Annotated in this window: 31 protein-coding genes; 26 read left to right on the plus strand and 5 right to left on the minus strand. The window is 45.9% G+C overall.

Annotated features, from left to right (window positions below):
* Window positions 1-217 precede the first annotated feature (217 nt).
* The gene (locus tag FHW88_RS25330; RefSeq protein WP_176628420.1) at window positions 218-1330 is read left to right on the plus strand and encodes a hypothetical protein; all 1113 of its coding nucleotides are present in this window, start codon (window positions 218-220) and stop codon (window positions 1328-1330) included.
* Here FHW88_RS25330 and FHW88_RS25335 read toward each other — a convergent pair.
* Complete coding sequence (locus tag FHW88_RS25335; RefSeq protein ID WP_176628421.1) at window positions 1305-1547, minus strand: hypothetical protein; 243 nt, start codon at window positions 1545-1547, stop codon at window positions 1305-1307. The two genes, FHW88_RS25330 and FHW88_RS25335, sit on opposite strands and share 26 nt — an antisense overlap.
* 93 nt (window positions 1548-1640) lie before the next feature.
* Here FHW88_RS25335 and FHW88_RS25340 point away from each other — a divergent pair, with 93 nt between their 5' ends.
* Window positions 1641-1892, plus strand: a complete 252-nt coding sequence (locus FHW88_RS25340) for a helix-turn-helix domain-containing protein (protein ID WP_176628422.1) — start codon at window positions 1641-1643, stop codon at window positions 1890-1892.
* A gap of 655 nt (window positions 1893-2547) precedes the next feature.
* Entirely contained in the window at window positions 2548-3399 is an 852-nt protein-coding gene (locus FHW88_RS25345; protein ID WP_176628423.1) for a hypothetical protein, read from the plus strand.
* Here FHW88_RS25345 and FHW88_RS25350 read toward each other — a convergent pair.
* The 4 genes from FHW88_RS25350 to FHW88_RS25365 all read right to left on the minus strand — a co-directional run bounded on the left by FHW88_RS25350 (window position 3390) and on the right by FHW88_RS25365 (window position 5340).
* A complete protein-coding gene (locus FHW88_RS25350; protein ID WP_176628424.1) occupies window positions 3390-3617 on the minus strand; it encodes a hypothetical protein in 228 nt (75 codons plus the stop codon). The genes FHW88_RS25345 and FHW88_RS25350 overlap by 10 nt on opposite strands.
* A 220-nt stretch (window positions 3618-3837) precedes the next feature.
* On the minus strand, window positions 3838-4791 hold the full coding sequence (locus FHW88_RS25355; RefSeq protein ID WP_176628425.1) for a HipA domain-containing protein: 954 nt from the start codon (window positions 4789-4791) through the stop codon (window positions 3838-3840).
* A complete protein-coding gene (locus FHW88_RS25360) occupies window positions 4784-5116 on the minus strand; it encodes a HipA N-terminal domain-containing protein (RefSeq protein WP_176628426.1) in 333 nt (110 codons plus the stop codon). The genes FHW88_RS25355 and FHW88_RS25360 overlap by 8 nt, the downstream gene beginning before the upstream one ends.
* Window positions 5113-5340, minus strand: a complete 228-nt coding sequence (locus FHW88_RS25365; RefSeq protein ID WP_176628427.1) for a helix-turn-helix transcriptional regulator — start codon at window positions 5338-5340, stop codon at window positions 5113-5115. Before FHW88_RS25365 ends, FHW88_RS25360 begins: the two co-directional genes overlap by 4 nt.
* A 515-nt stretch (window positions 5341-5855) precedes the next feature.
* On the opposite strand from FHW88_RS25365, the gene FHW88_RS25370 reads away from it, so the two are divergent.
* From FHW88_RS25370 to FHW88_RS25480, 23 genes are all read left to right on the plus strand, one after another.
* Window positions 5856-6056: a hypothetical protein gene (locus FHW88_RS25370; protein WP_176628428.1), complete on the plus strand. Its 201-nt coding sequence runs from the start codon at window positions 5856-5858 to the stop codon at window positions 6054-6056.
* Window positions 6057-6275: 219 nt separating this feature from the next.
* A complete protein-coding gene (locus FHW88_RS25375) occupies window positions 6276-6551 on the plus strand; it encodes a hypothetical protein (protein ID WP_255485428.1) in 276 nt (91 codons plus the stop codon).
* A gap of 11 nt (window positions 6552-6562) precedes the next feature.
* Window positions 6563-7525: a toprim domain-containing protein gene (locus FHW88_RS25380; RefSeq protein WP_176628429.1), complete on the plus strand. Its 963-nt coding sequence runs from the start codon at window positions 6563-6565 to the stop codon at window positions 7523-7525.
* A 163-nt stretch (window positions 7526-7688) separates the two neighbouring features.
* Window positions 7689-8099, plus strand: coding sequence for a plasmid mobilization protein (locus FHW88_RS25385; RefSeq protein ID WP_176628430.1), 411 nt, complete (start codon window positions 7689-7691; stop codon window positions 8097-8099).
* Between the two features lie 354 nt (window positions 8100-8453).
* Window positions 8454-8960, plus strand: a complete 507-nt coding sequence (locus FHW88_RS25390; RefSeq protein ID WP_176628431.1) for a hypothetical protein — start codon at window positions 8454-8456, stop codon at window positions 8958-8960.
* Between the two features lie 90 nt (window positions 8961-9050).
* Window positions 9051-9950, plus strand: a complete 900-nt coding sequence (locus tag FHW88_RS25395) for a relaxase/mobilization nuclease domain-containing protein (RefSeq protein WP_176628432.1) — start codon at window positions 9051-9053, stop codon at window positions 9948-9950.
* A gap of 16 nt (window positions 9951-9966) precedes the next feature.
* Entirely contained in the window at window positions 9967-10617 is a 651-nt protein-coding gene (locus tag FHW88_RS25400) for a ParA family protein (protein ID WP_176628433.1), read from the plus strand.
* Window positions 10583-10909 (plus strand): hypothetical protein, encoded by a 327-nt coding sequence (locus FHW88_RS25405; protein ID WP_176628434.1) that lies wholly within the window; start codon window positions 10583-10585, stop codon window positions 10907-10909. The genes FHW88_RS25400 and FHW88_RS25405 overlap by 35 nt, the downstream gene beginning before the upstream one ends.
* Window positions 10906-11199 (plus strand): hypothetical protein, encoded by a 294-nt coding sequence (locus FHW88_RS25410; RefSeq protein WP_176628435.1) that lies wholly within the window; start codon window positions 10906-10908, stop codon window positions 11197-11199. The genes FHW88_RS25405 and FHW88_RS25410 overlap by 4 nt, the downstream gene beginning before the upstream one ends.
* On the plus strand, window positions 11196-11489 hold the full coding sequence (locus FHW88_RS25415; RefSeq protein ID WP_176628436.1) for a DUF4134 family protein: 294 nt from the start codon (window positions 11196-11198) through the stop codon (window positions 11487-11489). Before FHW88_RS25410 ends, FHW88_RS25415 begins: the two co-directional genes overlap by 4 nt.
* A 229-nt stretch (window positions 11490-11718) precedes the next feature.
* Entirely contained in the window at window positions 11719-12024 is a 306-nt protein-coding gene (locus FHW88_RS25420; protein ID WP_176628437.1) for a DUF4134 domain-containing protein, read from the plus strand.
* Entirely contained in the window at window positions 12025-12312 is a 288-nt protein-coding gene (locus FHW88_RS25425; RefSeq protein ID WP_176628438.1) for a plasmid transfer protein, read from the plus strand.
* A complete protein-coding gene (locus FHW88_RS25430) occupies window positions 12290-14716 on the plus strand; it encodes a TraG family conjugative transposon ATPase (RefSeq protein ID WP_176628439.1) in 2427 nt (808 codons plus the stop codon). Before FHW88_RS25425 ends, FHW88_RS25430 begins: the two co-directional genes overlap by 23 nt.
* A gap of 60 nt (window positions 14717-14776) precedes the next feature.
* Window positions 14777-15439, plus strand: coding sequence for a hypothetical protein (locus FHW88_RS25435; protein ID WP_176628440.1), 663 nt, complete (start codon window positions 14777-14779; stop codon window positions 15437-15439).
* Window positions 15436-16137, plus strand: a complete 702-nt coding sequence (locus FHW88_RS25440; protein ID WP_176628441.1) for a hypothetical protein — start codon at window positions 15436-15438, stop codon at window positions 16135-16137. The genes FHW88_RS25435 and FHW88_RS25440 overlap by 4 nt, the downstream gene beginning before the upstream one ends.
* On the plus strand, window positions 16134-16799 hold the full coding sequence (locus tag FHW88_RS25445; RefSeq protein WP_176628442.1) for a hypothetical protein: 666 nt from the start codon (window positions 16134-16136) through the stop codon (window positions 16797-16799). The genes FHW88_RS25440 and FHW88_RS25445 overlap by 4 nt, the downstream gene beginning before the upstream one ends.
* Window positions 16796-17593, plus strand: a complete 798-nt coding sequence (locus tag FHW88_RS25450) for a hypothetical protein (protein WP_176628443.1) — start codon at window positions 16796-16798, stop codon at window positions 17591-17593. The genes FHW88_RS25445 and FHW88_RS25450 overlap by 4 nt, the downstream gene beginning before the upstream one ends.
* Window positions 17590-18747, plus strand: coding sequence for a plasmid transfer protein (locus FHW88_RS25455; RefSeq protein WP_255485429.1), 1158 nt, complete (start codon window positions 17590-17592; stop codon window positions 18745-18747). The genes FHW88_RS25450 and FHW88_RS25455 overlap by 4 nt, the downstream gene beginning before the upstream one ends.
* Window positions 18748-18799: 52 nt before the next feature.
* Window positions 18800-19414 carry a conjugative transposon protein TraK gene (gene traK / locus FHW88_RS25460; RefSeq protein ID WP_176628444.1) on the plus strand — a complete coding sequence of 205 codons (615 nt, stop codon included), beginning with the start codon at window positions 18800-18802 and terminating at the stop codon, window positions 19412-19414.
* Window positions 19392-19805 (plus strand): hypothetical protein, encoded by a 414-nt coding sequence (locus FHW88_RS25465; protein WP_176628445.1) that lies wholly within the window; start codon window positions 19392-19394, stop codon window positions 19803-19805. Before traK ends, FHW88_RS25465 begins: the two co-directional genes overlap by 23 nt.
* Window positions 19806-19816: 11 nt before the next feature.
* The gene (locus tag FHW88_RS25470; RefSeq protein ID WP_176628446.1) at window positions 19817-20959 is read left to right on the plus strand and encodes a conjugative transposon protein TraM; all 1143 of its coding nucleotides are present in this window, start codon (window positions 19817-19819) and stop codon (window positions 20957-20959) included.
* 1 nt (window position 20960) lies between these two features.
* Window positions 20961-21758: a DUF4138 domain-containing protein gene (locus FHW88_RS25475; RefSeq protein ID WP_176628447.1), complete on the plus strand. Its 798-nt coding sequence runs from the start codon at window positions 20961-20963 to the stop codon at window positions 21756-21758.
* Window positions 21759-21762: 4 nt separating this feature from the next.
* Window positions 21763-21978, plus strand: coding sequence for a hypothetical protein (locus FHW88_RS25480; RefSeq protein ID WP_176628448.1), 216 nt, complete (start codon window positions 21763-21765; stop codon window positions 21976-21978).
* Window position 21979: the final 1 nt, after the last annotated feature.

Here is a 21979-nt window from a genome sequence, read left to right on the forward strand (position 1 = left end):
CGTGTTTTTGGTTATTCAACTGATCATGGAGGCCGCAAGATTTGCATTAACCATGTAAAATGGAAAGTAAAATTCTAAAAATTAATGTCGCCGAAAACGCAGGAATCTGCAGCCCGGTTACTTTGAATGCCGGATTTGAAACAGGGGCGCAAAATTCAGGCCCTACAATGTTTTTGTTCAACAGCCGCGACGCCGGCACATGTTTTTAAATTCTAAAATGTTGAAAAACGAGCTTGAGACATTGGCCAATTGCCTGGCCCCGGAGCGGGGTGGAAAAGGTATTGCCAGGACAAAGCTCAGGCCGGATTTCAATAAAATTCTTTCCGAAAGCTGCATGAGGGCCAGGGAATCCTGGGCCTCGGCAGCTTTTTCAAATGAGGCTAATGATGTCATCTATCGTTATTTCGATTTTCATTTCAAGTTTCTTTGCGGCTTGATCTCGGAAAATTCCGGATCTGAAGATGATGCAGCGACCCGGGAACTTTGCCATTTGCTGGATCATTTGTTATTGTACTATAAAGGTTATATCAATTACCAGCAGTTAATACCATCCGAATATATGCGGCACCGACTGCGGAATTGTCAGGTCATGTACCAACAATTTATGAAGCAACTCTATAAGCTAAATTCGGATATAGATCTTCGGGTATGCCTGGAAGAAAGCCTGTCAAAAATTTATTGCTATGTCCCGGCTGAACCTGTCGATTTGAATTCCCTGTTTTACCGGGAAGCGCTCCTGACCGAACTTGCCGGTAAAAGAAATTGTGCGGAACTGATGTCTTCCGAAAGCCTTATTTCAACGTTGATATCGCTAAATTTCAATCACTTCCTGTTTTTGGCATATCTCCGTAAAAAGGTAATCCTTAAACTTGAGCAAATACCGGCTGTTGACTATGACAAGCATATCGCAGATTTGATGGCAGCAACTCCCGTGATGCCGGACAGGGGGCAGTTAAAATTTGATACAAACTGGCCTCATGTGGCTAACATGTATAGGGACTGCCTGAATGATTTCCAGGTAATGTTTGCATTAACCCGTGTGAAGCGCAACCAAGAACCTGTACCAGCGAAAATCCCGTTGAGTATATCGGTTAAACACCTGGCCTGCATGATAAGGGTCTTGTATGAAACTGGTTACTATGGTAACATAAGCCTGACCGCGATTTTCGATCACGCTGCCGCTGTTTTTACAACGAAACGGCAGCAATTTATTTCCCCCGATAGTCTGAGCAATGCCTATTACGAGATCAGCCAGGCTGCGGCTATCAAGATGAGCAGGATGTTTGCGGCTGCCATTGAATTTCTTAAGCCTTACTGTTTCCCTGCATAGACTGCAGGAGATCTAACAACTCCTTTTCTTTCAGGAATTCTATCAGTTCTACCAGCCAGAAATAGCTGAAATGTTGCTTTGCACGTAGGTCTTCGGGCCTTTCCCTTAAAATCGATGCCAGCGTTTCATAGCCCATCTTTTTACAACCTTCGCAAAATACGCTGCTCGCCCCAAGTTCGGCAATCGGTTTTTCAAGAATGGAATCCTTCTTTTCCATATGTTAAAAATAGGAAAAATAAGATAAACTACTATATATAGTGGGTTTTATAAGGGGTACCAAACCGTTTTTCTTTTCTTTTATTTTGAAGTCATGGCTACCCGAAAGAAAGTAAAGCCGGTGACCGAAGCCGAAAAGAAGTATTTAATACGCGTAGGAGAGCGATTAAAGCACTACCGGTTACTGCGCGGTTATACCAATTATGAATCTTTCGCCAACAAATTTGACTTATCGAGGTCAACATATGGGCAATACGAGCGCGGTGCCAATATTACCTTACTTACCCTTCACAGGATTCTCGATGTACTGGAGGTAGATCGCGATGAATTTCACCGCGGCCTATAAGCAAAGTATTCCTGAGCAACATTCTGCGCCTATTTATCATTGGAAGTTTATTGGCTGGTTAGGCAGCTCAATACTTTTTATTAGCAACTCCAATACAGTGTATGCTCTTTGTTATTTTGTTTTTTTGTATGAGTTAAATATGGTAGTGCGGTGATTAATATTAATATTGGAGAGAAATAATTAATAATTATAGATAATTTTATTTCGTTTGCGTATTATTGTATTAGCATTTTGCTTATCATGTATTATTAAACAGTATTTTTCCTAACGCCGAATCAATTCGACGGGCTGAATTTTAAGTCTTGGATAGTTGTGCTTAAACCTTAATGAAGTTTTCATGGTAAAGGAACTTTTGCAGCTCAATGATTTTATTACAGAATCTATAAAACCGGAACGGTTGCTGAATGCAGAATTAACTGACAGCGATTTCAACAAGTGGTCTCAATATATTATTCTCAATACGGATTTGATCAGGGGCCGTCTGCAGGAGACCCTAAATGTCTTAGGCGCCAACAGTAGCCGGAAATTGTTACCCCATTTACGCCAGCTGCTTTACTTAGTCAACCTTAGCCATTCCTACAGGAGTTCTGCCGTTTGGAAAAGTCATGCAAATCCTGGCAGGATTAGGGCATTTTATCGGTTTACCTGCGAGCGGATGGAAGGCCTTTTAACACTCGTTCGCTCCCATAAATCATTTGCCGAACTTCCCGTGTCTGATTTTGCGGTTGGAGAGGTAAGAATGGAATTGAAAGTTTCTCTAAAAAAACTTAACACTTCCCTGCTTGAGAAAACGGGCCATAGCGCGCTTGTTACACTGATTGCCGAAGTCTTTTCGCGGCGGATCAGGAAAAAGGGCCTTACGTGGTCGGAGGTAAACCGCCTGAAGCATACCTTTAACTTTCTTCAACAGGGAGGATTTAACAACGACACCGAATTGCAGGCCGCGCTTATTGATGCTGATTTCAATTATCCTGAGTTTTTCCTGTACTGTGTGCATAACTGGCGCTCCCGCCTGTTAGAATTTTCGGACATGAGGAACCAGGTTGAATTCCTGGTACGCGAAAGGCACCGGGTTCGTGAGATTTGCCTCGGTTCTTCGCACGGCAACCGGCCAGGATTAAATGGCATTGCAGCGGATTTGCTGGGCTACCTGGGAGAACAGCAGGAATTTATTGAAGAATTGCTTGGACTGCAAAGGGCTGCCCTTCAGGATGAAGCTATCAGCAAATCCCGCGAAAGGTTTCCCGTTGGGTTCTCCGTCCCGCTTCTTGGCCTGTTTATCAGGTTGCAGATTGAAAAAGGGATTTTACCAAGGGATAATATCGGCCAACTGTTCGCATTTTTTGCCGCGCATTTTTATACGGCCAATGCCTTATTCATTTCGGCGGACAACCTTCAGAAAAAATCTACCGATGTCGAATTTTCCACAGCTCAAAAAATGAAGGCGCAGCTGATCGGAATGCTAAACTGGTTGAATACCAATTATAATCTCTCCAATTACAGTTGATCCGCCTGGAACTTTTTTAGCAGGTTATGCGCCTGTAGCAGGTCGAGCATATTGGCATACCAGGTGTACGTAAAGTTCGGATGTTTCTTCAGCCGCGGCAGGTTCACGGCCATAACATCAGCGATCGTCTGCAAACCGAGAAGGCGCGCCTGCTGGACAAAAGAGGGGTCCATTCCGAGTTCGGCAAATGTGCTGTTCAATTTAGTGGCTTTAACCATTACTTTAGGTTTGGAAAATTTAGGCTACTTTCTCAGGCAAAAATATAAACATATTACGCAATTGGTACCGCTTTTAGTAAAGTCCCCATTATTTATTGGTATTTTATAAAAATGTATGACAGTAGATATGGAATGCAATTGATGTTGCCATGCACTTTTCTTTCCTGGTATTAAGTTGTTCTGCCCCGGTCCATTTTTTATTCGCAGCTGCCAGCCGGAATCAAAGACCATGCTGTAAGAGGCCTGTACGCTGGCCGATCAGCTCCTTGTATTGCCTAATCGTGTCGTCCGAAAGGAACGATTTGTCGAGCCACCGGAACGCTGCACCGGTATTTTGGATATGCCGGCGTATGGCGTTGCTGACTTGCCGTTCGCTCAATCCGAGCCCTTTGCCAAAATCTTCAAAATGTTTTCTGCCAAGTTTCCTTTTCCTTGCGGCAATAGGCAGGGCTAGTTCCTCCGGATCTTCCGGTATAACCAGGCTGACGTTTAGCAGGTCATATGCGGGCGCCAGTCCCCATTGCCGGTCGTTTAGGATCATCGAGAAATTTTTCAGGTGCATATCATTGTTCCCGGAAATAAAACAGAACAGTGTAAGCTCGAAAAATGCAAGCTGATCAAGTAATGTGTTTTCGGAATAGGCAGCTATAGCTTTGCCAATCCGTTCCATGGATCCTTTGTATTTGTTGAATGCTTCGAGTATCTGGAACATATCCAGCATATGGATTTTTTTCCCGTCCGGTGTACTGTCAATCCGCTTGGTTATATAGGCAAGTTCCCCGGAGGCAAGCCTGACCAGGCTGGACGGTACCGTTTTTATATCGTATGCATCTTCAGCTATGCGCATGGTGACATGTTCATTTTCCGGCATTTCCGGGAAGTGCTGGTTTGGCGGTTTCAGGATATAATCACCTCCTAATGCGCCGACAATTGTCAGCCGGCCGCTGCCATCGTTTTCCAAGGCATCGCTGACCGCGGTCATGGAAAGCTTGGGCTGTACTCCCGGGACTGTAATGCTTCGTTCCACAACGTTTTTGGCGAGTTCTGCCATCTGCCCCAGTGAGTAATCCAGTTTCGGGGGAACCTTCGTACCAAAGAACATCAGGCTGCATTTTTCATGAAAATCCCCGGCTTCGGCAAGTTCGTTATAGCAATATAGGCATCGTTTAATCATTTTTGTTCTCTTTTGGTATCACGCTTACTGCGCCGATACAGTTTTTACAACAGGCAAGCAGCAGGCCCATTCTATCATTGGCGTTGATTTTCCAGCTTTTGGAAGCGATCTCCAGTAGCCATCCCTCCGGGATCAGCCCTTCAAAAAAAGGGAAGAGGCGGTTATCGCGGTAAACTTCATTCCGGACCGGCATGGTGAAGGTCAGGAATTGTCCTGGTGCCTTTTCCTGGTAGGAGGCATCATATTGAAACTCGTACAGCCCCTCGTCCGTTTCGGTTAACAAGCCTGCCAGTGCTTCCCCGTAGTATATTTCGGCCTGTCTCATGGTATCGGATTATTTTGATTATCCAGTTCTTTCCTGCTGACCGGTGCCAGCTCATGGCCAAACATTTTCAATACCTGGTTGACCTTTTCCAGGTTCAGGTTCCCGTGACCCTGTTCGATCTTCCGGATGACGGTCAGGGCAACGCCAGACTTATCTGCCAGTTCCTCCTGCGTGAGGCTTGCCTTCTTGCGCCGTTCCTTAACAAAATCTGATAATGACTTCATGATTATATGCTATTGCATATAACAAATATACTTTATTTAATGATTATATGCAAAAGCATATAATTTAACTGTTTTTAGTAATTTATATGCTTTTGCATATAAATCCCCGCTTTTCATACTTGCTATATGCTTTTGCATATAAAATTCAAATCTTGATCTGAATTCTAAATGCTTAAATTCAGATTCCGGTAACTTTCAATAATTCCTTGATTCCTCACGCTAAGTTCGTTTAAAGCAGCAGTGCCTCCCCTCAAAATTATAGCCGGAAAAAGTTTTGCGATTTATTTAACACCGGTTGTGTTAACATTGATGTTTTCTTTTTTTATTGAATATCAAATAGATAACGATACCAAAATAGCCTGAAAAGAAAGGGGGTGAAAGATTTGTTTCACCCCCTTTCCCTGTTTCAGCATACCCTGAAATCCGTGCTTTGGATCATGAAGCAAACGGAATTAGCAAGCTTTCTTAAACGTGTCACCATTCGAAGTACGGAAAAGGTACTCTCAGAGAGCGGCATGGTTAAACAACTCCTCACGCCAGCAGAGGCTTACCGGCTTTATGGCCGAACCAACGTTGACCGATGGGTGGCAGAAGGACTAATCCGGACTGCCGGCATATCCGGTAAATCTTCAAAACAAAATTTCGACAGGGCTGCCCTGGAGCGGATAGCCGCTGCCAGTAACAGGGGGACATATACCCCTGTGGCAGAACGCTAAACAGGGAATAAGTCTCCCTGGATTAAAGTTCTTTGACGTATTGGGATGAAGCATTATTCCGTACCTAACGGAAAATTTTGTGAAGGTGAGGTTGAAAGTATACCAATAACTGAAAGCACATTGGCAGGCGAAAGCCCGTATCGTAGGATATGACGCTGGTAATCCCGAAATATTAACCGGTACAAATGAATTGACGGGATCGTTACCCGGTGCCGGTTCATGGAAATCTCCACGATACAGTTAGAAAAGTTCATGCAGGATGTTACAGAACTGGCTGCGATAACCACATTGGTCAAAACCGGACTGCTCAAGCCATACCTCAAAAAATCTGAAGCCTTTAATATCTATGGGAGGCGTAATGTTGACAGGTGGCTCGCAAGCGGCTTGTTAACGCCGCGAAAAGACGGTAATTATTCTGCAGCCTGGCGATTAGACCGCGTAGAACTGGAAACTATCGCCAAAGCCATATCAATCAATCAATTCCTCCCTTTTTAACCATTTATCTTATGACAGAATTTTTAAGTGCAGCGGGGCTGAAGGACCAGGCCTCCCTTGTTGATTTGCTGGCCAGACTCGGATTTAAACCCGCAAAAAAGTCAGGCAAGGAGTATATGTATAAAAGCATGCTTCGGGACGATGACGATACGCCTTCACTCAGTGTCGATGACAAAATTGGGGCGTGGTATGATCATGGAACCGGCATTGGCGGCAATATTATTGACTTTGGCCTGAAATACTGGCCGTCCTTATCGTTTAAAAATGTTGTTGCCAAAATCAATGAATTGTTAAGCAGTGCCGCAGTACCGGTGGAGCAGCATCGGGAGCGCCGCAAACGGGCAGACGTTAAAGTTCCTCATTTCGTCGTCGCTGAGATTAAACCTCTGGGAACGCACCCGGCAATTACCAATTACCTGAAGGGAAGGGGGGTATTTGAGGCGGCCAGGAATTTAATGAGCGAAATATATTATTACGCCCAGGGTATTGATAATCCCAAGACCTATTTTGCAGCAGGCTGGCAAAATGAAAATGGTAGCTGGGAAGTGCGCAACCGGTATTTTAAACGCTGTATTGGTTTAAAGGGAATTACCTTTATTGATGGTAATTCCAAGAAGCTTGCTGTTTTCGAAGGAGCAATGGATTATTTGACCTGGCGCATAGATAACAGCGACGACGATCACAGCATTTTGATATTAAATTCGCTATCGCTTATTAACGCCGGACTTGCCAAAGCTAAGCAGTTTCCACATATCGACATTTTTTTTGACCGGGACGGGCCCGGATTGAAATCCACTAAGGAACTGATCGCAGAAATACCCTATGCAGTTGATCGCTCGGAGGCTTATCGTGGGTTTAAAGACTACAACGCGATGCTGGTAGGTTTTATCCGCCAGGCGGATGCGATCGAAGCCGCAGAACTCAATAGCAAAGTGGAAATTGAAAGCGCCCAAAAATCCGGTATCTCCCGTTAAGATCGCGCTAAAGCACTCCTTGAATACCTCTTGGCGGCTTTGATTTTCTAACGGCAAGATGTCTTTTTGTCGGACAAAAAATACCGTTCCGGTCGATTTTTCATCCCTCCAAAAACATCTTGCCCTCCGGGGGAATGGCAAAACTTCGCAACTCGTTTTTCTTATGGATGATCCCGGAAAGCTTAAGGGGCGGCCCTTAATGGAAAATGGTAAACGGAATAAAAAAATTGATGTCAGGTTTTCCGAAACGGAATATGCCGAGATCCTTGCCATGGAAAAGGAATTTGGGATCGCAAGGGCTAAGCTCATTAGGATGCGGGTACTGAAAGATTCGGGGACGATCATTGTTAATTCGAAAGAACTCATCAGCAAACTCGATCAGGTCGCGGGTGAGATCGGGAGATGCGGTAACAACATTAACCAACTGGCCAGGTACAGCAATATTTTGCAGCTGAAGGAAATCCTTGATCCGGAGGTTGGTATTCAATTCAATAAGTTATTGATTGATTATATCAGCGTTCAGGCTTCAGTTGAAATAGCCTTGCGCAAAGTAATCCGTCTGATGGGGAAATGATGCCCCTTGTTCCGCTTAGCGTATTTTATTAGGGAGTTGATATAGAGCTATAACGCTAACTATATAACACCATAGCTAAATGTGCCGGTTCTGCGGTTATAAAGTTATCCTGATTGATAGCGTCTCGATTATTCGTTTAGATTGTTATTGTGCTGCTGACGTATATTGAAACAGTGTTTCCACGCTACCGGGTGATTTGATTATATGGTTCCATTGCTCTGGGGTTATTCTGATAGCAGGTTGCATAGTTATGGTGTTATATAGAAAGATCGCCTGATCGTTATAGTGCTCCGTTGTCATTACGATCAATGGTTAAGTAGTTATATAAATCTCAAGTTATTCTGAAATATCTTTATGGTGATATTCGAACATATCAAATGTCCCCTTCATCGTTATACTTTTCGCGCAGCACCAATCCGATCCTGGGTAGAGCGCCATTGTGAAGGCAGGGTGCTCAATTTATTTGCTGGCAAGACATTACTGAACGTGTATGAGGTACGAAATGACCTTGATCCGGATATGCCGGCAGAGTTTCATCTCGACGCCCTGCAATTCCTGAAAACCTGGAATGGCAAAAAGTTCGGAACTGTTGTGTTGGACCCGCCATATGCCTACCGCAAAAGCATGGAGTTATATAATGGCCACATATGCAGTCCGTTCCGGCAATTGAAGGATGCCATTTGCCCGGTTATTGAACCGGGGGGCCTTGTGATCACCTTTGGCTATCATTCCATAGTGATGGGACAGGGCCGGAAATTTTCCCTGGAACATGTCGCGTTATTCAGCCAAGGTGGTGCCATTCATGATACAATTGCCTGTGTCGAACGATATAATCGTCCGGGCGCCTTGGATGACATTTAACGACAGTTTTGGATCCCTCGTGTATTTTGAGCATTTATGATTGTCAAATTCTTAAAGCCCTCCACATCGTTCGCGGGTGTGTTCTATAATATGAATAAGGTAGATAAATCGCGTGCTGAATTGATGAAAGCAGCAAATTTTCGGGTTTTAGCTGCACTTACATCGCCCAAGCTTCAGGACTATATCAACTACCTGGAAATGATAACCTCAGCAAACGAGCGGATAGCGTATCCGCAATTGCATGTGGCCATTTCAGGTAAAGGCAGGATGTATGATAAACAAGCCTTGACAGGAATAGCGGAAGGTTGGCTCCGGGAAATGGGCTATGCGGAACAACCTTATTTACTCGTGTTTCATAAGGATACCGGTAACAATCATCTGCACATCGTAAGTACCAGGATCGACCGTAACGGCAGTAAGATTTCAAGCGCATTTGAACATCGACGTTCAAAGACCGCAATCAATCAGGTGCTTGGTTATGATACAGCTATGAAATACCATTTCAGCACTAAAGCGCAGTTCCTGATGGTGTTGGAGACGCTTGGTTATCCGGGTAAAGATCCCGATGAAATAAAAGTCCTTGAACGTGCCGGACGCTATAAGCGCGACCTGAAAAGGGCGGCAGTCGTTAGGGCGCTGCTTGAACAACATAAGGCTGATCCGAAGATGAAGCAGGTCATGAAAGAAGTGTATGGCATTGATATTTTATTTCATGCAGCCGAAGGCAAGACACCTTACGGGTACTCTATCGTTGACCACGGGTACAAAATTGTTTTCAAAGGAAGTGAAGTGATGCCAATCCGCGAGCTGTTGTCAGTCAATCCCGGGACGACTCAAGCATGGCTAACCGATGAAAAGCCAAATGTGGCCCAAAAGCTTGATTCATCCGGCTATATACCCGCAATAGTTATAGCCGATGATGTGGACGATCAGGAGATCCACGGCATGCGGAGACGGCGGCAAAAGAAGGCACGGACGAATACCCGTTAATTAAAATTTTATAGATATGACCATATTGATCGCCAACCAAAAAGGGGGCGCGGGGAAAAGTACGCTCGCGCTCATCACCGCCAATTACCTGACAACTGCTAAAAACTGCAATGTCACTGTTGTGGATATGGATTACCAACAGTCCATCTCACAGAAGTTTGACAAAGCGAAAATATTAGAGAATGCGGAACCGTACCAGGTAGTTGCCACAAGTCTTGAAGCCTATCCTGTTTTACGCGGCATCGTCGGAAAAAATAAGGATGATATCGTTTTAATCGACCTGCCGGGAAAACTGGATGACGACGGTTTGATACCCGTTTTTCAGTCTGCGGATCTGGTGATCTGCCCTTTTTCTTATGACGAATTCAGCTTTACTTCAACCATTCTTTTCACGGTAGTATTACGGAAGATCAACCCGAAAATACCGATGGTGTTTATTCCCAACAGGATCAAGGCTAATGCAAAATTCGAGATCATGCAGGAGGTGAACGAGCAGCTTGCCAAATTCGGCAGGATCAGCAGCATACTACCCGACAGGGTAGATTTTCAACGTGTCAATACTTTTCAAACGCCTTTATCACTGTTGCAGCTCATTGTCCCCGTCTTTGAACCCATATTTAACGAATATATCCATGGAAAACATGAAGTCGCTGGCCGACCAGCTTAGGGAAGAGTTAGGTAAACCTGGTGCCGGAAATGCAAAAAAAGGCATGAAATCTAAACCTGCTCGTTCAGTACCGGCGATCCTGCAGGCAATTATGGATTACGATAACAGTGATCATAAAAGTATGGTACATGCCCGTTTTAACGCGGACCAGGTTGCGCTGATGGCCAGGTTTAAGATCGCTACGAACATCGATACCACCAAGCTCGTCGCTTTCGCGGTTAATTACCTGTTCGATCAACACCCCGAACTCAAAAAAGCAATTACACAATTTATGCAAAATTCAAATTTATGAGCTGGATCAAATTTACCTTATGGCTGATCGGAATCTATTCAGCCTATTATTCATCATTAATCTTCTGGGACAGTCGCAATGCAAAAAAAGGTACCCGGGCCCAGGACGGTGATGAACTCACGTTTGCTGAAAATATAGCGCCTGTCAGTACTGATGATACTGATACTCCTGACCTCCTCAAAGTCCCGCCATCACCGGTCGTATCCTCCGGGGGCGTTTCGATCAGGCAGTTGTTCAGCCTTGCCCAACAGGAAGCTATCGAATTTACCCGTCCGGTAAGTTTCTCATGAGGCGGGTTTTCTGCCTTCTCTTGTTTTGCCTCTTACCAGCTTATACATGCGCACAGCCAGGAATTTCCGAAATGGAACAGGCAAGGCGTGACCTCGGTGCAGATTTTTACGCTGCTGCAGACCTCTCATTTGTTATAGCAGGTATCCTGGGTATAACCGCAGGTCTGAAGATCTACAAGCGGATCCAGGATGGAAACAAAGATATCACACCGGAGATATCAGCCTGGTTCTACGCCGCATTGTTCATGTTGCTTTCCGGCCTTTTCCTCAAGGCGTTGTTCGGGATCTGAACGCCTTTGACCAATACAAAGCTGCCTCCCTGCAGCATATAAAAGTTCCCCGTCCCTTTACTTCTTTTTCGGTTTTCTTGTGACCATGGCCGCTGTTATCGCGGTCTTTTTTGGCCCTTGGGCGTATTCACAATGGCATTGCTCGTGATCTGAATGCCTGTTTGCCATACCCGGCTGCCTTCCCCGGCAGCCCTAAAAGATCTCCGCATTAATCCTCATACCTCGATGAATGTTTATCAAAACAAAGAAGTTATGGGCAGCGGCGGTCCTGCTTGCCCTTTCAGTCCCTGCATTTGCCCAAAATGGTGTTAATGGCCTGAACACCGCAACAACAACCCTCAAAACCTATATCGCACCGGTGACGAACATTACGCTCGTGATCGGCGGCATTGTCGGTATCGTCGGCGCCATCCGCGTGTACTCCAAGTGGAATTCCGGTGATCAGGATATTAACAAAGAATTAATGGGATGGGGCGGAAGTTGCGTCTTTCTGGTCGTATCCGCTTTAGTGATCAAAGCTTTTTTCGGCCTGTAAATGCCGCCAAAGTTTGCTGTTTATAAGGGGCTTCAGAAGCCCCTTATTTTCAAAGGCTTCAAAGGAAAGTTCATTTACTGGGGCATTGGTTTCCTGTTGGCTGGCCTGGTACTGGGAGCGCTCACCATGTCGCTCATCAACATGTGGCTTGGCGCAATGGTGCTGATCGGATGCATCGTTGGCGGCCTGGTGTTCACCGCAACGAGGCAAAAAAAAGGCCTCCACTTGAAAACCCGCTCATCAGGCACTTTTATCCTCAATCATTATGGGCGCAAAAAAATTATTTAATATACCTTACGCGGGAATCGACAAAAATGGCCCGTATCACATGCTGATCGGGGAAAGGGGAGATTGTTCTGTCATATTCCGGATGACCAACCCTGTTATACGTTTTTCTGCAGATGCCGCAGGATACGAAGAATTTCAACGCTTACTCATCAATATGATCGGCATTTTGGGGGATGGCTATATTGTCCAGAAATTGGATATCATCAGCAAGGTCGGGTATAATGCTGGGTCCCATACGGAATACCTGCAGCAGAAATACCATGAGCACTTCGATGGCAGGGAACGGTTCGTTGTCGAAACCTACCTGACGATAACACGGCCGCTTAAAAAAGGCAGGCTTTATGTGAAAAACCAGCAGACACAGAAGGAGTTTTTGCAGGCGATTGCTAAAGTCGCTGGGATCATTCCCGGAGCATCTTTATTGCTGGAGCCGGATATCAATTATCTCGTATTGCGATTGCTGAGTATGGATTTTAAAAATGGGAAAGTAACACTTGATAATATCGCGGCCGCAGATGACAGGATCCGGATCGGTAAGCGCCATGTAAAGGCCATTTGTCTCGTTAATACGGATAATGTTGATCTACCACCTGAAGTCAGTCCGTATATTGAGCTTAATCAAAATGAGGCCCTTCGGGGTTTCCCTGCTGACCTGATGTCCTTTTTGTTCAAAGTACCCGGCTTTGAAGTTATTGTGTTTAATCAATTGCTGGACTTGCCCGAACAGGTGATGACCTTGAGGATGCTCGAAGCCAAGAAAAAAAAGCATAGTGGCATACCTGATCCGGTAAACCAGCTTTGTGTAGACGATATTGACCGTTTACTTGCTGACGTGGCGAGGGACAAACAGCCGCTGGTCAGGGCGCATTACAATGTTCTTGTCGCCGCACACGGAGAGCAGTTGACCGCAGCAACTAACTTTATAGAAAATGCCTTATTTCAGCATGGTATTATTTGCAGTGATAACAGCTATAACCAACTGGAACTTTTCAGGACAACCTTGCCGGGAAACGGGGTAGAAGTAAAGACCTACGATTGGTTTTTGACCACTGCGGCAGCTGCGACCTGTTTCTTTTTCAAAGAATCACTGCTCAATGATGAACCCTCGGAATTCCTGATACGGTTTACAGACCGCGACGGCATACCTGTCGGTATCGATCCGGCAGACTTACCGATGAGGACAGGCCGGATCAACAACCGCAATAAGTTTGTATTGGGGCCGAGCGGCTCCGGAAAGAGCTTCTTCATGAACGCGCTGATTGAACAGTACATGTTGTATAATATGGATGTTGTGATCGTGGATACAGGGCATTCATATTCGGGCCTGTGTAAATACTACGAAGGAAAATACATCACTTATACAGACGAACGCCCCATTACGATGAACCCCTTTCGATTTACCAGGGCAGAATTCAATATTGAGAAGAGGGATTTCCTGTGTACTTTGATCGGGGTTTGCTGGAAAGGCGCGGACGGGACCATCAGTACCGTGGAACGTGATGTGATCGCGGATGTTATTTCCGCATATTATGACCAGGCATTTCTTGATGGCAGGGACCTCGGCTTTGATACTTTCTATGAATTTGCGCTGGCACTCATTCCTGGTATCAGGTCTACAGAAAAGATCTCCTTTGATTTTGACGAGTTCAGATATGTGCTTAAAAAGTTTTACAAAGGCGGAGAGTTCGCAAGGATCCTGAACGAAGATCTTGACAGCTCCCTGTTTTCGGAACGCTTTATTGTTTTCGAGATCGACCAATTAAAGGAAAACAAGGTATTGTTCCCAATAGTCACGTTGGTTATCATGGATGTCTTTATTCAAAAGATGCGTTATCGGAATGCGATGCGCAAAGCCTTAGTTTTGGAAGAAGCATGGAAAGCTGTTTCGAGTCCGCTTATGGCTGGTTTTCTGCTTTATTTGAATAAGACAGTTCGAAAGTTTTGGGGCGAAGTCGTTGAAGTTACCCAAGAGGTTGGTGATGTAATAGGTAACCCGATAATAAAAGATAGCATCATCAATAATTCGGATACCATTTGTCTCCTCGACCAGTCCGCGTTTATTGATCGTTACGACGAAATAGCTGCACTGCTTTCCATCAGCGATACAGAAAGAAAGAAGATCTTTACGATCAACCAGTTTGAAAAAGCTCCCGGCAGGAAATTCAAGGAGGTCTACATTCGCAGGGGAACCACGGGCGAAGTGTATGGAGTTGAAGTTTCCCTGGCGCAATACCTGACGTACACGACGGAGAAACCGGAAAAATCAGCGGTTGAATATTATTCCGGAAGGTTTGATTCCTACACCGCCGGGGTGGACGCCTTTATCAGCGATTTAAAGCAAAGCGGTTTATTACTCCATGAATTTATAGCCAAAGTCAATGCGCGAACATCTTTGCTGCAATAATGGTTGCCCTTTTTTTCGCGCAGAAACCAATTTTTCATCCATTTAATTTCAATACCCATCATGAAAATCTTTCTGATTGTCGCGGGCATCTTTTTTGCCCGCACCCTATTCGCCCAGGAACTGGTCGTCGATCCGGCCACTTCCGCTGCTATTGCAGTAAACGCCGGCGTGATCAATGGTCAACTCAATACGACCAACGACAAATTGAACTTCATCGGCCAGGGGCAACTTGCGGTAAGCAGCCAGCTTGTACTGATTAACAACCTCCAGAACAAAATTTATAAAGGCTTGAGTGAAGTGGCCGCGGTGATTAACAACCTGTATACCGTCAAAGATATAGCCGAATGTGGTAAAGGTATCGTTAGTGATGTCAGCGCTGCGGTAACGATGGCCCGGACAAACCCGGCCTTATTGCTATTCGCGGAACAGGGCGCCCGTGATTTTGAAACAAGGGCCGCAATGCTGGCTGCCGACGTCAGCGCCTTTGCCCTGAAGCCGGGCGGGAATAACCTGATGGATTCCGGGGAACGGGGAAAGCTCCTGAACCATATCGCTGACAACATGCGCATTTTACGGGGGATCGCCTTCGGTATGAACCGGGCCATCTACTGGGCGAAAATGAATGGCATTTTTCGTTCCCTTAATCCCTGGTCGGAATGGCAAAGCCAGGACACGAGGATAGCCAATGAAGTGTTAAACAACGCCAAATATCTGCGAAAATGAACTGTTCAGGACTTATAACCCAAAGAGCGACCGTTTTGAGGTTGTTTTTCTGTTCGCTGTTTTTGATACTTCATATTCGTGTATCCGCTCAGCATAAACAATTGAACATTCCGGCCATTCACCAGCTTGTGGAAGAATCGAAGTCGGAAAATAAGCAACAGGTGACAGCTAAAGACAATCAAGCCAAAGCGCTTGCCAACGAGCAGGCGAACCTGACCCTTCTTGCTAAACTGAAGGTTACCTACCGTGATCTTCAACAGCGCTATAACTCCCTGGGAACCGCGATCAGTGCCGCAAATATCGGCGTATATGCTTTACCCATGGTCGAAAGGATCGTCAGCAACCAGGGACAAATCATTAAGGCGGTGGAAAAGAACCCTGCGCTTATGGCTATCGGGTTCCAGTCAGCCTTAAGTTTTGCGCAACAGGCTAAAGCATTATCACGCTATGTCGTCGGGCTGGTTATTTCTATCGGTGATGTCAACCAGATGAAGCCTTCTGACAGGAAGCTCTTATTTGATTTTGTACTCTCTGAGTTGAGCAGTATACAGGACCTTTCAAATAATATGCTGGCCATGTTGCAGTATTCGAGGTTATCGGACCTGCTAAAAGCCGCAAACCCTTTTCAGAATTTCATCGATGCCGATCGCGGGCTTGCATTGGATATCTTACGTAACGCCAAATATCTCCACCAATGAAACATCTGGTCATTATCTTGCTCGGGACGTTTGGTTTTACCGGTGTTCAAGCGCAAAAAGCCGTCTTTGATTCCAAGCAATATCAGTCGGTCATAGCAAATGCCGGTGTCAGAAGCAGCGCTGAGATCACCCATCAGCAATATCTTTCAAGAATTAATACGGATCTCGATGACCTGAATACCAATACGGGATCCGTTGTATTAGCACAGAACATGATCTACCGCGGCCTTTCCAATGTGAATTCCGCTTTAAGAGATGGTATGCAGGTTAAATATATCGCCTCAGTTTCTGTCGACATAACAGCTTATCTAAACGGCTGCCTCGAATTGACGAAGGAAGACCCGTTTCTGCTCGTCTTCGCAAAACCGATGACGGCCGAACTGAGACAGCGGTGTGCCGCACTCCTCAGCGAAGTCTCTGGCTTTGTATTGAAGGAGGGGGCCAATGTACTCGCCGACTATAACGCCAGGGACGAATTGCTGCAAAAGGTCGTAACGCACTTGCAGATCATTGACGGGCTTGCCTATGGTGCCTGGCGGGCGATGTATTGGGCAAAACAACAGGGGCTTTGCAAATCTATGAACCCTTTCAGGGATTTCATCAATCATGACCGCGATTATGTAACCCGGATTATCAGCAACGCAAAATACTTAAGACCATGAACAAAGAAAAACGATTTCAATCGAAATGCATTTTGTTATTATTCATGTTATTCGTCGCTGTCGGCAGTTATGCGCAGCAGAAAGTCAACGATGAAGCGCTGCGTTACCAGCAGCAGCGCATGGTGTTCCAGCAATGGGACCAGAACAAATTCAAACCCTCTTCAGGTTTCCTCGGCCTCAACCCTTTTTACTGGCTGGTCTGGGGCTTCCCGTATCCAAACTACCATAAAAAGGACCTGCGGCCTTTGAGCGCAACCGGTCCCCAAACCCAAAGGCTCGCCCTCGTCAGGGCAATGCAGGCCAGCGACGATAAATATAAACTGCAATCCGACACCGTTCGGAGCACTGCGATCTCCCAAATTGCTTCGCAATCGGGGCTATTTAGTGATGCGGACCCGCTTTGGCTACTGTACTATAAAGATCAGTTTGATCCGGTATTGAAGCATACCAGGACTTCCATTCTTGCTGGTTTATCACCAGCGGTCAGCGCAAAATTGGTTTCCGAGGGATTGTATGATTGGTATGCTGCTGAACTTGACCGCCTGAAAGAACGGATCGATGGTGCCCATACGACAGACATGGATCGGGGCGCCCGGATCATGGCCTATTACCGGCTTTTGCTCGACTATCGAAAAATTGCAGGGGTTTGGGCTATTAGAACGGCTTCTGCGGAAACTTCTATCAGGATGACCGCGCAACAGCGGCAATTGCAGGCCGGGCATCAGGAGGTCACTAACTGGACGCCGCAGACGGACGTCGAGACCGCCCGCAAAGTTTTAAAACATATCCAATGAAAAAGAAAATTCCCTTTTGCACATTAGTTTTTTGCCTTTTTTTTGTAGTCACACCCGCGCAGGCGGCCGATGACGATCACACAAAAACGCTCGAGTTCCTGCAGGGGGACGGGGTTTACGAATCGGGTGTGATGGTGTTTTTGAAAGGCCTGAAAGATTCGATCTGGACCCATTTCGATCTATTTATTACTGACGCCAAAGCTTTGGCGGCGATCTTTATGATCATATTTTTCGCCATAAAATCCTATGAAATGATGGTGGGCGATAAACAATTGGAGATCATGCCACTCATGCGGCCCTTCGGCCTGGCCATGATCATTCTTTGGTGGGGGCCTTTCGCAAAAATGGTCGCATTTCCCACTGATGTCGTCGCGGCACAAACCGAACAAATGTTTAACAGCGAACAGGCTATTGTCAATAAACTACGGGTTCAGCGTTCCGAATTAATGCTCTCCGTGGCAAACTCCCTTTATACCTACCAATCTCAAACCGAAGTAGCTGAGAAGGAAAGTGATACCTGGTACGGCGAAGCATGGGACTCGGTGACGAGTACGGTGAAGGAAGGGATAAGTACCGTTGTCGCTCCGCTGCTTGAGCTCAAGAACAGACTTGCGGTCGGCATGCAGTTGTTATTTACTCAGTTAGTTGAATTGTTGGGTATCTGGTTATTGCGGATAGCAGTTTACGTCATATTCATGCTGCAGATCATTTATTCATCGATACTGATCATACTCGGGCCATTTGCCGTTGCGGCAAGTATATTACCGGCCTTCAGGGACAGTTTCAGCACCTGGATAGCACGTTTTGTTTCTGTGAACCTTTATTCCGGGATTGCTTACCTGATCATGTACCTCACGGGCCTGATGCAGGAATATGCGTTGAGTTCAGAGATCAGTAAATACCAGGAACTGGTAGGAAAGAATGGGACAACAGCGGATATGACAAAGTTTGCCGTATTCGCCGGGAACGGACTGTTGTCCTTCGGAACGGTCATCATCGTTTTCCTCATCGGCGCGATATGTATGTTCACCGTTCCGAGTATTTCTACCTGGATCATCTCAACGTCCGGTATCAGTTCAGCCTCCTCCACCTTTGGCAGAAGTGCAGGAACCGTCGGCGCTGCTGTCAGGAAGGCAGCGATCGCCGTGGTCTGATCAATAATAAATTTATTAATGCTGGCCCTTCGGGGCCTTTTTTGTTTATTTTATGATCATTAAAAATATCGAAGATAAGATCAGGCTGGCAACGATAATTGCTATTGGCAGCCTGATAACCAGTGTCACCATCGTGGCGATCACCAGTTTTTATGCCTACAGGCTGGTTGGCGCATCACAGCGGAACATTTACATCCTGGACAATAACGTTCCTATCTTTGCCAAGCAAACCGATATGCAGATAAACCGCCCGGCCGAGTACAGGGCGCATGTCGACGTATTCCATTCCCTGTTCTTTTCGCTCACACCGGATGACAAATACATGGAATACCAGATGAAGAAAGCGATGTACCTCGTCGACGAAAGCGGCATGCAGCAGTATAACGACCTCAAGGAAAAGGGATTTTTCAATTCCATATTAAGTTCAAGTTCCGTCTTAACGCTGCAAACCGATTCGATCGTGCTGGATATCCCCAAACATTATTTCAGGTATTATGGCCGGCTGAAGATCGACCGGCGCAGTTCGACCGTGATCAGGTCATTGATCACCGAAGGTTATCTCAAAGATATCCCGCGAAGCGATAACAATCCCCACGGCGTGCTGATCACTAATTGGAAGACCCTGGAAAATAAAGACCTCGAAGATGTTGAAAAAAATACGTTCTAACCGCGATCCCAGGGATACGCTGTTCAGAGAGGTGCGCAGGGAGTTCGGCCGCTATTTTTTATATGCGGAAAAGGCGCTTGAACGGAGTTCGTCGAAACATCCGCGCAGGTATTTCTATACGATGGTTTCCGCCATGTTTCTTTCCATGATCCTGTCATTTACCTTTTTTCGAAATCGGGAAAGACTGCGGATCATCCCCGTCGCTAAGATCATCGCTCCCGCATCGGACGGTTTTGAAAGGATCCTGCAGACCACCGGGGAAATCAGGCAGACAATGGCACTGAAAAAAATCATTGACAGTATCGCGTCGAAGAAAACTTTGTCCTCCCGGGATAGCCTGCTGCTGGATAGCGCACTTAACCGATTTAGGGAGATCCACCCCATACATTAACTATAACCCTCATGAAAATAGATTTTAAACAGCCCAAATATGTGCTGCCTGTAATTGTTTTGCCCTTTTTAGTGCTCTTCTTTTATGCCTGGCAAACCGGTTTCGCAAAAAAAGAACCGGCAGCTAAACCCGCAACTGATCTAAATGCCAATGTTGGTGATGTATCATCCTACGTCCGCAAAAAAGATCTTGCAGATAAACTTGACGCTTACCGAAATACCTACAAGGATGCCGATGGACCCTCCGCGGTCAACGTAATACCTAAAGAGCAATCCGGTAACGCAGGTTTTCATAACCTCTACACGAAAAGTGAAAGATTTAAGCTCGATTCGGTTGAAAAGGCCATGAAAGCCAAATATGCCGGAACAGAGTTCCCGCAACATGCGCAGCAGGACCGCGAAATGGCAGCTGCCCTGAATAATTACAATTCAAGGCAGCGAGTCAGCAAGCCCGCGGCTCCTCCGAAGGAAATTGATCCGATGGATGTCTTTAAACAACAAATGGCCTATATGGACAGCATGAGCAAGTCGAATGATCCGGAATATAAGGCCGAAAGGAAGAAAATGCAGCTTGCGGAAAAAACGGCGCGTGAAAAAGTGGCTGTACCTATCCTTACTGTCTCTAAGAACGGTCTCCTGGATACTGACTTCAATAGCATCAGGCCTGAAAGCGAAGATGCCTTCATCACCGCAATGATCGATGAGGGACTTACCGGGTATGCCGGTTCAAGGTTGCGCCTGAAATTACTGGAGGATATCCGTGTGGGCGATAAGCAGGTGGCGAAGGGGAGTTTGCTTTATGCGCAGGTCAGCGGCTTTTCGGAACAGCGGGTGGCGTTGTCTATCAACTCGGTTTTGTCAGATGGGAAAATCCTGCCGGTGAAGCTGGAGGTGTATGACCTTGATGGTTTGCCAGGCCTGTATGTGCCCGCTTCCGCCTTTCGGGATTTCAGTAAAGACCTTGGCGGGAGCTCCGTTCAGGGGGTAACACTCGATGGGACTTCCGGCAGCCAGTTCATCATGAGCTCTGTAAGTAAAATGTTCCAGTCCACTTCTTCCGCCATCGCAGAGCTGATCAGGAAAAACAAGGCCAGGTTCAAATACAATTCCTACCTGTACCTCATCGACCCTTCAGAAATCCAAAAAAATAGATAACATGAAAACTTTATTATTCATGCTGTTGGCCATACTCATGGCCCCGGCACTTTATGCGCAGGATAAGTTGCCGCTTATCTGCTTACCGCTTAACCAAACTATTCATTTTCTTTCCCCTGAACCTATCCGTTTCGTTGATATATCCAGTAAAGGAATGGTTGGTGACCTCCCCTTAAAAAATGTGTTTCGGATCAAAATGCGTGATTCGACTGTCAGTTTTCAGGATGCCGTACTGACCATTATCGGTGAAACTTTTATTGCGCAGTACCGCATTGAGCCGGGTGGGGCAGGAGGTCCGTCCGAAGTGGAGATCGGGCCCGCCGATATGCGGCCGCTCGATATTTCGGGAGTCGGTTTTTCAGTAAATGACCTTAAAAGACTGGCACTTCAGGTATTTGCAGAAAATAGGAAACATCGTGTCACCAGCGCTTCCGCATTTGGGATAACAGGGAAGGTTAACCAGGCATATACGGCGGGAGATTATATTTTTCTGGATCTGAGTTATCGCAACGATTCCAATATTTTCTTCGATATAGAGGATATCCGGTTTCGCATCGACGATAAAAAGGTGACGAAAGCTTCCAATGTTCAATCCGTTGAAGTGGAGCCCGCATTCGTACTATTTGAGGCCCACAGTTTCGCAACGCGATACCGGAATATTTTTGTCTTCAAAAAGATCAGTTTTCCAGGAAATAAAGTGCTGTCTGTTGAACTGTCGGAAAAACAGCCATCTGGAAGGGTGCTCACCCTGAACATATCTTATAAAGATATCCTGAGAGCGGATATCATTTCCAATTAAACTTATGACCGAATCCATCGCCTACGATTATCTGAAAGCGGTACTGGAAGAGGAATTCCGGGAAACCTTTCTTCGGTTCAGCAACAATGGTTTCCTTTACTATGAGCTGACCAATATCCTTGAATTATGTGATCCGCTGATGGAAGGACTTGATGAGGACGACCGCTTTTTACGATACGAGGTGATCGGCACCATTGCCGAATACTTGACGGAGGAATAAC

The sequence above is a fragment of the Mucilaginibacter sp. SG538B genome, assembly GCF_013376065.1.
Classification (GTDB): Bacteria; Bacteroidota; Bacteroidia; order Sphingobacteriales; family Sphingobacteriaceae; genus Mucilaginibacter; species Mucilaginibacter rubeus.